The organism is Actinopolyspora lacussalsi subsp. righensis (assembly GCF_900116555.1).
Taxonomy (GTDB): Bacteria; Actinomycetota; Actinomycetes; order Mycobacteriales; family Pseudonocardiaceae; genus Actinopolyspora; species Actinopolyspora lacussalsi.
In genome coordinates this window covers 37,869-49,340 of the sequence record NZ_FPAT01000017.1, presented here as the reverse complement: position 1 = coordinate 49,340, position 11,472 = coordinate 37,869, and the positions used below count along the sequence as shown (strand labels likewise).

7 protein-coding genes are annotated in these 11,472 nt (G+C 65.9%); 2 read left to right on the top strand and 5 right to left on the bottom strand.

The window, feature by feature from the left end:
* The first annotated feature begins 205 nt into the window (after window positions 1-205).
* Together BM394_RS21860 and BM394_RS21855 are read left to right on the top strand one after the other, a co-directional pair.
* Window positions 206-1,057, top strand: coding sequence for a helix-turn-helix domain-containing protein (locus tag BM394_RS21860; protein ID WP_092981639.1), 852 nt, complete (start codon window positions 206-208; stop codon window positions 1,055-1,057).
* Window positions 1,054-1,245, top strand: coding sequence for a DUF397 domain-containing protein (locus BM394_RS21855; protein WP_092981637.1), 192 nt, complete (start codon window positions 1,054-1,056; stop codon window positions 1,243-1,245). Before BM394_RS21860 ends, BM394_RS21855 begins: the two co-directional genes overlap by 4 nt.
* Window positions 1,246-1,353: 108 nt before the next feature.
* On the opposite strand, the gene BM394_RS21850 is transcribed toward BM394_RS21855, so the two are convergent.
* The 5 genes from BM394_RS21850 to drmD all read right to left on the bottom strand — a co-directional run bounded on the left by BM394_RS21850 (window position 1,354) and on the right by drmD (window position 11,320).
* A complete protein-coding gene (locus BM394_RS21850; protein WP_245780377.1) occupies window positions 1,354-1,899 on the bottom strand; it encodes a DUF3558 family protein in 546 nt (181 codons plus the stop codon).
* Window positions 1,896-2,315: a hypothetical protein gene (locus BM394_RS21845; protein ID WP_092981634.1), complete on the bottom strand. Its 420-nt coding sequence runs from the start codon at window positions 2,313-2,315 to the stop codon at window positions 1,896-1,898. Before BM394_RS21845 ends, BM394_RS21850 begins: the two co-directional genes overlap by 4 nt.
* Window positions 2,316-2,436: 121 nt before the next feature.
* Window positions 2,437-3,987 (bottom strand): 3'-5' exonuclease, encoded by a 1,551-nt coding sequence (locus BM394_RS21840; protein ID WP_092981628.1) that lies wholly within the window; start codon window positions 3,985-3,987, stop codon window positions 2,437-2,439.
* A 38-nt stretch (window positions 3,988-4,025) separates the two neighbouring features.
* Window positions 4,026-8,177, bottom strand: a complete 4,152-nt coding sequence (locus BM394_RS21835; RefSeq protein ID WP_092981625.1) for an Eco57I restriction-modification methylase domain-containing protein — start codon at window positions 8,175-8,177, stop codon at window positions 4,026-4,028.
* The gene (drmD, locus tag BM394_RS21830; protein WP_092981623.1) at window positions 8,174-11,320 is read right to left on the bottom strand and encodes a DISARM system SNF2-like helicase DrmD; all 3,147 of its coding nucleotides are present in this window, start codon (window positions 11,318-11,320) and stop codon (window positions 8,174-8,176) included. The genes BM394_RS21835 and drmD overlap by 4 nt, the downstream gene beginning before the upstream one ends.
* Window positions 11,321-11,472: the final 152 nt, after the last annotated feature.

The following is an 11,472-nucleotide window of genomic DNA, read 5'->3' as shown; positions in this document are numbered from 1 at the left end:
GCACCAGTAGACGCGCGGCTCACACCCGCCACAACGGGCCCTTCCTGCGGCGGAACGTACGGGGATCTGTCTCTCGTGAACATGGCGTTGCCTCCCGATGATGACCCATGTTGTTGCCGGATCCAGGATCTGACACCGGATCCAAAGAGACAATGCCTCGTTCGTGTGTAGTTGTGCGAAGCTGTGATCACCTAGGATTTGGCTCATGGCCGGAGTCAGAGACGGACACACTCCCAAAGCGAGACTGCTCGGCGCTGAGCTACGTGAGCTGCGCGAACAAGCTGATATGACGGTTCGTGACCTCGCGAAACTGCTTGAGGTCTCGCAGGGAACCGTGTCTCGCTACGAACGGGGCGAACGCTCGCCGAAACCGGAATACGTGGCTCGTGTTGCCGGAACTCTCGGAGTCACTGGATCCAGGTATGACGAACTGGTGGAGTTCGCAACCACGGCCACCACGCCAAACATGATCGTGGATGGATCCAAAGGGCTTCATCGACATCTGATCGAGCTGTCGGAGTTCGACAGGACGGCCGAGCGGGTCCTGCACGTGGCTCCGATGCTGATTCCCGGTCCGATGCAGACCCGGTCTTATGCCCGCGAGATGATGATCAGCCTTCCGCCCGATGAGCAGGACGTCCGTGTCGAACTGCGAATGGCACGAGCAGCCGCCCTGAATACGCCGTGCCAGGTAGAGGTGATCTTGGCCGAACGAGCGCTACGCGAGCCGTTCGGCAGTGATCCGCTGATGGCAGAGCAGGTACGTCATGTGCTCGATCTATCGCGACAGGAGAACATCAAGGTACGCGTCCTACCGAGCAAGCTACGGCGCTGGACTCTGGCACATGACGGTGCGTTTGTGTTCTACGAATTCGCCAAAGCTGATCCGATCGTGCATCTGGAGCACTTTCGTGGGCCAGCTTTCCTGTATGACGTACAGGACGTGAAAGCCTATCGCGAAGAGACGGATACGCTCATGAAAGCGGCCATGAGCCAGGAGGAGTCGGCCGAACTCATGGTCTCCATAGCTGACCAGTTCGAAGGGAGTTCCCAGTGAGGGCCATACCAAGCGGATGGCGGAAGTCGAGCCGGTCTGGACCGAACAGCAGCTGTGTGGAGGTGGGCCGGGTCGACGACGGCGCGGCGGTACGCGACACCAAGGACCGCTCGCTCGGCTACTTCACCACCACGAGCGCGCAGTGGCAGACGTTCCTGCACGCGGTCAAGACCGACCGGTTCAACTGAGACCAGCCCGGCGACACAGCGCCTCCGACAACACCGGAGGCGCTACCCCGCGCCCCACTCTCACCGGGCCGAAACTCACCTGCCAAGGCAGAGTGCTGTGATAGCCGCTCACGCGGGTTCAGGAACGTTCGGCTCCACCTTCTTCGCGATCTCCAACGCCTTCTGGCACTCGTCCACATCGTCAGGCAAACGAGGCTCACTAGCACGAACCTGAATCATGCCCTTCCCAGTGTTGAACATCACGTCACAAACACGGGCCTGAGTCGCACCCTGGGAAATTGCTCGTGCCCCCGAACGACCGTTGACTTCGACCCGTTCGAACTCTGCCCAAGTTGACTTCTTTTCAGCGGCAGCGACGTTTTCGCGCTTATTCAATTCCAACCTCAAGGCAACAGGATTACCATCGTAATGGCATCCTGGGGCCCACGGCAGCGTACTCTTGGGCTTTCCTGGCACCTCCAGCCCGAAGGATTCAAGAGCCTTCGAAGACAATACCTCGCACGGTTTCACTTCCGCCAGAACCTCTTCAGATGAGGAAGTCCCCGTAGGCCCGGACGAACCATCACCAGCATCACTGTCAGGTGAACACCCAGCAGAGCCGATCAACGCTGCACCGGCAGCAGCCGCCAACAACGAGCGCGTCCACAATTTCACTGAGAACCCCTCCGAAGATCATCGGCAGCCTGTTCATCGGTAGCCTGATAGTTCTTCTTGGCCTGCTCGAACAGATTCGCCTTGCGCCGCAGCTCATCACGGAACTGCCTCAGCAGATCAGCAGCACCAGTCGATCCATTGCTTGCTTTTTGCCCAAATTTAGCCGCCAACTGCTGCCCAGAGCGATAGGCACCCAGCCCAGGAACCTGCTGCAAGCGCGTTGCGGACAAAATCAATTCCTCGACCACGTCGGCTTCACGCCTGTACACCTCGGCCGCGTGGTCGGCGGCTTGGGGTTCCATGCTCAGCCCGCCGCCCGAGATCTGCTGCTGGATCCAGGAGTTCTCGTCCCGGATCGACTGCAACGCCGCCCCAGCACCCACGAAACCAGACGCATCGGCGTTCTGCTCCGCCATCACGGCTCCCTTCACATCACAGGCACGCTCACCGTGCACGATCCCGCTTGCTCACGATCACCCTAGCCGACCGAGCCTCCACGTTGGCCCGCAAGCAGCGAACCCAAGCGTGACCGCACTCTCATGCGACGATCTGGCGAATAGCCTCAGCCACGGCGAGGGTGACAGCCCCGGCGAGCACGGCCGCGCTTGCGCATCCGCCGCCACCGGCGGCTGCTTTCTCGGAATCGCTTGTACCGCCACGCCGCTCGTAGGGCTGGAGGAACATGCTGTAGTACTGCCCTCCGTCGAGCTCCCGGCGACGCCAGAACTGGTGCCACTCTGGAGGGCCCTGTTGCGTTTCGGCCGCTTGTTCGGCGTTCAACCGTTCGGCTGCCTGCTGACCATCGGAATCGCTGAACAGGGAACCCGCGGATTGTTCGATCACATCCCGCAGCTTCCGTTCCCCCTCATCAGGAGAAAGTACCTCGATATCCTGCTCGCGCGCTTTGGCCAGGCGGGAATCATCACCTGATACCTCGTCGGCGATGACCATCCGGACAGTCTTGGTGGGATTGACCGCGACAGCGGCCCCTTGGGATGCCGCCATGTCCATGACGGCGCTGATCCGCTCAGACTCGCCAACCGGGAGGATTCGCCACCCTTTGAGCGGACCGTTGCGTCTGGCCTTGTCAGCGGCCGCCGCCTCCTCAAGATCGCTGATCAGATGACTGGCAGCGAGTTCCTTGCCCGCGCGAGTGAGTTCCTTGAGCTCCGCGGCGGTAACTTTTCCGTCCGCTTCCGCCTGGGCACGGGCTTCTGTCAAAAAATCCTCGTGTACCTGCCGAGCCGTACTCTGGGTGAGCCCCGCACGAGCAGCGAACACGGCGAGCTGAGTGGCTTCCTCCCCCACCACACGACCGTCACTGAGTGCGTGGCCGAGCATCGAGCGGTAATCGGCCAGTTGTTCGGCTCTGGGTGCGGGTGGGTTGGTCATGTACGGCAGGCGCGCTGTCAATGTGGCAAGCCATCCTTCGGTGCCTTTGCGCAGTCCGGCAGCGCGCGGAGCGATACTTCCGGTCCGGGGATGCTCCGGTAACGTGACCGGCGATTTCCCGGCCCACGAAAGTTGCTGCGGGGCTTCGTTGATGAGACGCGCCAGGGTGGCGGCGAGCGAACGAGCATCCCCCAGCGCGGAATGCCAGGCACTGGGCCACTCGCCGGTCACGAGGTTGACGACGTTCTCCAGTCGGTAACCGTAGCGGTCGAGCTGAGACCGCGCCAGAACAAGACTGCACAGTCCCGGCACTTTCCGAATGTCCATACCGAGGCGGCCGAACTCGGCGGAAAGGAACTTTTCCTCGTACGGCAGGTTGTGGCTGACCACCACCGCGTCGCTGAGAAAAGCCAGCAGATCTCCGGCTATCTGCTCGAACGTGGGCGCGGTTTTCACCTCGGTGTTGGTGATGCCGTGGTGTTCCTCGTTGTTGATCCGCACACCCGGATTCACCAGGGTCGAGTACTCGTCCAGCACCGTGCCGTCGCCACGCATTCGGACGACGCCGACCTCGCAGACCCGAGATCCCTTGTTCGGATGGAGCCCGGTGGTTTCGAAATCGAGCACCGCGAAAGTCAGACCACGCGGGTCCACCCCCTGCTTGCGGGTGAGTTTGGTATAAGCGAAAGCGAACACAACCGGGCCTCCGTTCCGGTTCGGCAAGGGGATTCGGGTCACTCGAACAGCTTCGGCTCGTCATCCTGGTTGGTGGTTTTTTTAGCCGTGGCTTTTTTGGCGGTGCCCTTCTTCTTGTCGTGCAGGCCCTGGGCGACTTCCTGTTGGTAGCGCTCGTGGTTGAGTTCGAGCAGGCTGTCCAGGATCTCGCGCTGGGCCGCGGGGCCGATGGTGTAGCGGGTCTCGCGGCCGACCGGGTGGAAACCGTGGTCCAGGCCGCCGACCGCGTCGATGCGCTCCTGCCAGCCGTAGGCGCGCACCGTGGCCTCGTCGATCTCGCGGTGGATCCGCCGCAACTCCGCGATGTCCGAATCCGTGCACTCCGGATCGAACACCAGGTTGTAGGTCTTGGTCAGCCCCGAATCCCGCGTGAGCATCACGTCCCGGCGGTAGCGATCCAGCTCGTCGCCGAGCTCCCGAAGTTCCTGGGTGAGTTCCGGCAGCGGGAAGGTCTCGAAGACGTCGGACGGGGTGTAGCGAATCCCAGCCCCCAACGTAGAACCTCGCGTCTTAGCCCACCAGTAGTGCTGCCCGCTCGACAACAACGCCAGCATCGCCGTGTCTTCGGTAGCAAATACTACCGTCGCATCCGAATAGACCTGTCCGGTCGACACCATAACCGGCATAACGGTATTGGTATGACGCGTGAGCACCACTACCCGCTCCATACCATCGATGGCTTGAAGCAAGTAAGGAGATCTTCCCGTGAACTGCCACCAGAGTTCCCTACGGGACTTCATTTTGTTCTTGGAGCGCTCAGGCTTAACTAAACGCAGAACCTGATCGTAGCATTCAGGATAGCTTTTAGCTTTTTCTTCGGTCCAATCGTGAAAATTTATTACCCATCTGCTAGCCGCACAATCAGAATTTGAGTTAATATCTTGACCATTGAGGTACGGATAGAGAACATCGTTATTCCTTGAATCTTTTTCGATTATCCTATGCGCGTCGTCCGGTTTCATCGTAAAACCAGAACCAAGTACGTTACTTCCTTGAAAGGCGGTATTTTTATTAAAAAAAAGCCTTTCAGGGACACCTTGAGCTCTAGATTGAGGATCAAGCGAAACCTCTATCCCAGAAACCGGTACACCATCCGCAACAACACTCACCGAATCAGAAACAACGGCACTAGTTATCCAAACGGCACAGTACTCCAGCATCGCCGACCTCGATGGCCACGGCTTAGACTTCACAGAACGCCTGATTGTGTTTCCGTCACCAACGATCTGGTCCAGCCCGACACGTCTACTGTCACCTTGGGCCAGCGTGTTTGTGGCGATAATTCCGGATTGTCCGCACTGGTTGAGCAGCTGGTGAAGTCGGAGGGTGAAGTAAGCAACTAGATCACCGGTGCCACGAATTCCTCGTACGCCGCGCCCCAGGTGATTAACCAGATAATCCCGGTAGCTGTCTCCCAATGCGGTCTGTAGCTTCAGCCCACCCAAAAACGGCGGGTTCCCCACCACCGCATCGAAGCCGCCGTCCTCGAAGACCTCGGGGAAGACCAGCGGCCAGTGCAGCGTGTCACGGCCGAAGTTGCCCTCGGGCAGGTCGGTGTCCAGCCACTCGCGGGCCTGCTCGCGGGCGCGGGCCTCGTCGGCCTCCATCCGCCGCGCGTGGTCGGCGGCGGCGATGGAACCGTCGCGCAGGCCCTTCTCACCGCGCCCCGCATGTGCGAGAGCGGCGCCGACGGTGAGATCCGCGGCCAGCTCGGCCCGCCTGCCCTTGAGGTTGGCCTCGGCCAGCAGCGCGCGCTTGCTGTTCAGACCTTCCAGGGTGGTGCCGTCGATCTCGCGCAGCTCGCGGCGCTGCTCGGCCACCTCGGACACCAGCGAACGAACGTCGGCGGTGAAGTCCACAGGGGACCGCTCGTGGATCGCCCGCCCCTTCCTGGCGTCCAGGTGCATGTACTCCAGCTGCTCCAGCGAGGTGATCCCCAACAACGAGTCCCCCGCCACCAACCGGTCGTCGAGGAAGGTGAACGGCCGCTGGGAATCCATGGACACCAGCCACAGCGAGAGCTTGGCCATCTCCACCGCCATCGGGTTGATGTCCGCGCCGTACAGGCAGTGCTCGATCACCTGCCTGCGCGCCTCCACCACCGCCGGGTCCTCCTCGCTGTCCCCGGCGTGCTCCTGCGGCTGGTACTCGCGCACCCGCTCGTCGTCCTCGGCGATCCAGGCCTCCAGCAACCTGCCGCCCAGATACCGCGCCGCGGCCACCAGGAACGCGGCCGAGCCCATCGCGATGTCGGCCACCCGCAGCTTCAGGATCTGCTCGCTGGGCTTGAGCCGCCACTCGCGCTGCTCGGCCGTGGTCAACGGCCCCGGCTCGTAGACCAGCGGTTCCAGCGCGTGGCGCACCACGTCCTCGGCCAGGAACCGCGGCGTGTAGTGCGTGCCGGTGTTGGCGCGCAGCGGCGACTCGGTGACGAACAGCTCCCCGCCCAGCACCACCACCGGCAGCTCGCGCAGATCGTCGCGGATCACGCCCCGGAACGGCAGCAGCCGCTCGGTCAGCGCGGCATCGCCCCTGGTGACACCGAGCAGCTTCTTGCGCCGCTCCTCCCGCTCCACCGCGTCCGGCGGGGCGAGCCGCTTGGCCAGCTGCTTGGCCGTGCCGATGCCGGAGTCCTTGAACTCGGCCGCCAGCGTCCCGGCCAGCTCGGTGGTATCGGCGCTGTCGGCGGCGAGCTCCTCCAGCCGCCGCAGCGGCACCTCGGCCTCCCTGCCCTGCTTGCCGACCAACCCCACGGTGGTGTCCTCGGCGCGGAACCCGTCGTAGGAGAGCAGGCCCTCGTAGACGTAGCCGATCTGCTCCACGTCCAGCGTGCGGAACGACAGGGTGCGCCGCTCGCGCGATTTGCCGCTGCCCACCCAGACGTGCTGCACCGAGCGCAGCATGTGCAGCACGGTGCGGTCGTCGATGTTCAGCGGCAGCCACGGGAACGCGTCCGGGTCGAACAGCGAACCGTCGTGCGGGTGCATCGTCAGCCTGGGATGGCTCACACCCCGGTAGACCGCCTCGAACAGCGCCAGCAGCCGGTACCAGCCGGTGTAGGTCTGCTGCAGGTCCTCCTCGCTGGACTCCAGCTCGCGCCGCTCCAGCTCGTCGTAGAGCCGCCCCGCCGAGTAGGTGGTGGCATACAGCTCGTTGTCCGAGGGTAGCAGCCTGCGCTCCTCGGCGAACAGCAGGAACACCACGCGCATCATCACCGACACCGCGCCGCGGTAGACCTCGTGCGCGGCCACCGAGTCCAGTTCGGACTCGCCACGGCGGCGCTGCTCGGTGCTGGCGCGGCCGAACGCGGCCACCAGCAGCTCCACCGCCTCGCGCACCTGCACACCCAGGGCCTCGGTGATCTCCTCCTGCGAGTCCTCGCTGGCCTGGAGCAGTTCGGGCAGCCGCTCGCCCTCCGGCACCGCGAAGAACCGCTTGCGCCCCAGCAGCGAGACGAAGGCGCGCACCACGTCGCGCTCGGCGGCCTCCGGCCACGGCACCGCGTCGAACACGGCCGTGGTGGTCACCCCGGTGCGCGGGGCGCGCACCAGCGCCCACCAGCGGCCGTCGGTGACCAGGCCGAGCTCGACGCCGTGGTGGCGGCACAGCTGGGCCAGCCGGTCGGCGGGGGTGGCGGCCCAATTGGAACCGGCGAGGCGGGCGGTGGGCTGCTGGCCCGGTTCGCAGACCATGCCGAGCAGCCGCACCGCGTCCGGCTTGACCTGCTCGGCTGACTGGGCCTGCTCGTCCGATTCGGACCGCTCGCCCGGATCGGCCTGCCCCCGCTGCTCGACGTGCTCCTCGGGTTCGACCAGCGCGAAGGAGGGCGCCAGCCGGGTGTCGTGCTCGGCCACGTCGAGTGAGAGCCCCTCCAGACCCTCGCGGCGCAGCCGCTCGCCCCAGCCGAGCAGCTCACCGAGCACGTAGTCGATCCAGTCCCGCTGCCCCGCGGCCACGTCGGCCTGCCAGGCCGAGTGCGCGCGGCGCAGCCGCTGCCTGGTGGGTTTGTCCAGCGCGTCCGGCCCGCTCGGCCAGTGCCGCTTGAGCACCGGCAGCGAGAGGAACGGGCCGCTGACCTCGACCAGATCCAGCCACTCGCGGTGCTGCTCGGCTGCGTCCGGTGCCTTGCGGTGGAACGGTTTCGGGCTCATCGGGTCGCCTCTCGCTTCGGCACGACAACGATCACGGCTACGGGGAAACGGTGCGGCTCCTGCTCGCGGTAGCGCTCGGCGATCACGCCGAGCTCGCGGTCCCGCTCGGTGGCGAGCTGATCCAGCCGCTGCTGCCACTTCTGCCGGTCGCGGCGGTACTGGGCGCGCTCCTCCCGGCTGCGGCTGACGTCGGCGCGGCTGAACAGCGCCTCCTCCGCCTGGTCCTCGTCCTCGGCCAGCTTGGCGCGCAGCGTGCTCGCGAACTGGTCGATGACGGTGTCGATGCGCTCCCGCTCGGCCTCCTCGCGCTGGGCCAACGTGCGCCGCAGCGAGTCCCGCCGGGTGTTGGTGCGCCAGTCGATGGCCGAGAGCAGCCCGTCCCGGACCTTGGGCCAGCGGCCCACGATCCGGTTCCACACCGGCGGGGGCGCGGGGGTGCCGTCGGTCAGCGCGCGGTCCAGGATGCCGCCGAGCGTGCCGAGGTTCTCCAGCCTGCGGAACCGCCCGTTGGCCGGGGCCCAGCCTCCCGCGTGGATCACCTCCTCGTGCAGCCGCACCCCGTCGGCGCCGACCAACACGAACCGCGAGTACGCGCCGACCAGCACGTCCTCCAGCTCGGGGTCGTCGCTGACCACCGCGGTCACCCGGTGCAGCTCCGAGTTCTCGTTGGACACCGCCGAGCGCAGCAGGCCGGTCGACATCGACACCAGCGGGTGGTTGAGGTGGGCCAGCACCACGTCGTCGCGGCCCTCGGCCACGGCCGGGTCGAAGGCCACCGGCAGCTGGCGCGGCTGCTCGGCACGGTTCGAGTGATCTGTCTCGACCGGTTTCTCGGTCAGTCCCTCGGTGGCGCGGGTCCAGGAGCCGGTCAGCGCGGGCACGTCGTACAGCGTGCCGGGCACGGGGGCCCGGCGGTCGTCGACGTGCTCGCGCAGCGGCTGCTGCCCGGCCAGTTCCAGCGCGGTGTCGACCACCCGTTTGACGCGGCGCGGGGTGGTCCCCAGTTCGCTGACCGTGCGGTCGAGGTTCTGCCGCAGCTTGCGGACCTGCTCGCGCACGTTCGACTCCACCACGAGCCGGTCCTTCGTGCTGCCCGCGCTGTCCACCTCGTCGTCGCGGACGGTCTGGCCGAGCATCCGGCGCTGCACCTTGTCCGAGAGCACCGCGTTGACCGAACCCAGGTCCTCGGCCATACGGGCGACCTTGTCGGCCACCCGGGCGAGGAACTCCAGGTCGGCCTCGTAGGAGTCCACCGCGCCGTCCCAGCCCGTGCCGACGAAGTGCCGGACCTCGGGGACCTGGCTCTGGCCGTAGCGGTCGATGCGGCCGATGCGCTGTTCCAGCTTGTTCGGGTTGAACGGGATGTCGTAGTTGACCAGCCGGTGGCAGTGCTTCTGCAGGTCGATGCCCTCGCTGGCCGCGTCGGTGGCGAGCAGGATGCGCAGCGGGTGCTCGCTCGGGTGCTTCTGGAAGGCCAGCCGCAGCCGCTCGCGCTCCTCGGTGCTCATGCCGCCGTGCAACTCGGCCAGCTTGTCACCGCCGAGGCCCTCCTGGCGCAGCAGGTTGGCCAGCCACTGCTGGGTGTCGCGGTACTCGGTGAACACCACGACGCGCTCGTCGGTCCAGTCCCGGTCCGGTTTGCACACCTGCTGGAGGTGCTTGATCAGCTCGCGGGCCTTGGCGTCGGGCTGGGCCTCGTGCGAGCGCGCCCACTCCCGCATCCGCTCCAGCAGCCCGATCTCGTCCTCGGCCGGGTCCGGCTGCATCGGGCGGGTGCGGTCCAGCGCGTCGTCCTCGGCGTCGGCCATGTGCTCGTCGTCGTAGGTGGCGAGCTCGTCGAAGAACTCGTCCATCCACTCCGGAACGTCGTCGTCGAGCTGAGCCGAGCCGGACCGCGAGCGCAGCGTGTCCAGATACACCCCCACGGTGTGCTCGAACGCGGCGGGGCTGGAGAACAGCCGCTTCTTCAGCAGCAGCGTCACCAGATCGGTGGCCTTGCGGCCCCGGCGGGAGGCGAGCTTGTCGCGGCGAGCGGCGGCGAACCGGGTCAGCAGGCCGTGGATCTCGCGCTCGCTGTCCGGGTACTCCACCGGGATCGCCATCGCGTGGCGGCGGGCGAAGCGCGGATTGCCCTCGGCGTCGGTGATCTCGGTCTTGAGCCGCCGCACCACGGTCTCGTCCACCGCCGCCCGATCCGGCTCCACGCCCCGGGCGAACCGCTGGTCGTCGAGGATCTCCAGCAGCGCAGTGAACGACGCCTGGTAGCCGTTGTGCGGGGTGGCCGAGAGGAACAGCCGGTGCGTGAAGTGCGGGGCCAGCGTGCGGATCAGCTTGGTCTGCTGCGAGTCCACGGCGTAGACCTGCTTCGGCGCGGCCGGGGCAGCGTGGTGGGCCTCGTCCAGGATGAGCAGGTCGAAGGTGCGCGGGTAGGTCGGGCCTCCGGCGGGCAGCACCTCGTTGAGCAGTCGCTGCGCCTTGGCGCCGCGCAGCCAGGGCAGGCTGACGATGGCCTTGGGGAAGATGTTGAACGGGTTGGCCGCGCTGCCGTACTCGCGGCGCACCCGCGCGCAGCACTCGGAGTCGATGATCGTGAAGTCCAGACCGAACTTCTCGGCCATCTCGTCGCGCCACTTGGCGGTCAACCCGGCCGGGCAGACGATCATGATGCGCTTGCCGCGCTGGCGCAGCAGCAGCTCCTGGGCCACCAGCCCGGCCTCGACGGTCTTGCCCAGGCCCACGTCGTCGGCCAGCAGCAGGTTCACGCGCGGGGAGTCCATGGCGCGGGCGACCGGTTCGAGCTGGTAGTCCTCGATCGCCACGCCCGAGCGGAACGGCGCCTGCAGCGTCTTCACGTCGGCCGAGGTCACCGCCGACCAGCGCACCGCGTCCAGGAACGCGGCCAGGCGTTCCGGCGGGTCGAAGTCCTGTTCGGGCAGCTCCGGCAGCGAACCGGCGGGCAGCACCTGCCTGCCCGGTTCGAGTTCCCAGAGCACCTCCAGCATCTCGCCGTAGCGGCCGTCCTCCACGCTCTGCAGCCCCACCAGGGTGCTGGTCTCGCCCTGGTCGACCTCGCTGACGACCCACTTCTGCCCACGGACCGAGACCAGCGCACCGGTCTCCAGTCCCTCACTGGTCGTTGTCATCGGCTTTCCCCCGGCCGGGTCGGTTTCCCCACAGTCGTCGCACGAACGTGACCTGCGGAAATACTACTGACGAATGATCTTTCACTGACAGGTGTGCGGGTATCGGATTCGCAACGACGAACCCGGGGCGGTGTCGCGCCCGGAGTCGCTTG

Bases quoted from the DNA above. Each gene is read 5' to 3' on its own strand.
- BM394_RS21860 (WP_092981639.1), top strand. From the start codon at position 206: ATGGCCGGAGTCAGAGACGGACACACTCCCAAAGCGAGACTGCTCGGC.
- BM394_RS21845 (WP_092981634.1), bottom strand. From the start codon at position 2,315: ATGGCGGAGCAGAACGCCGATGCGTCTGGTTTCGTGGGTGCTGGGGCG.
- BM394_RS21835 (WP_092981625.1), bottom strand. From the start codon at position 8,177: ATGAGCCCGAAACCGTTCCACCGCAAGGCACCGGACGCAGCCGAGCAG.
- drmD (WP_092981623.1), bottom strand. From the start codon at position 11,320: ATGACAACGACCAGTGAGGGACTGGAGACCGGTGCGCTGGTCTCGGTC.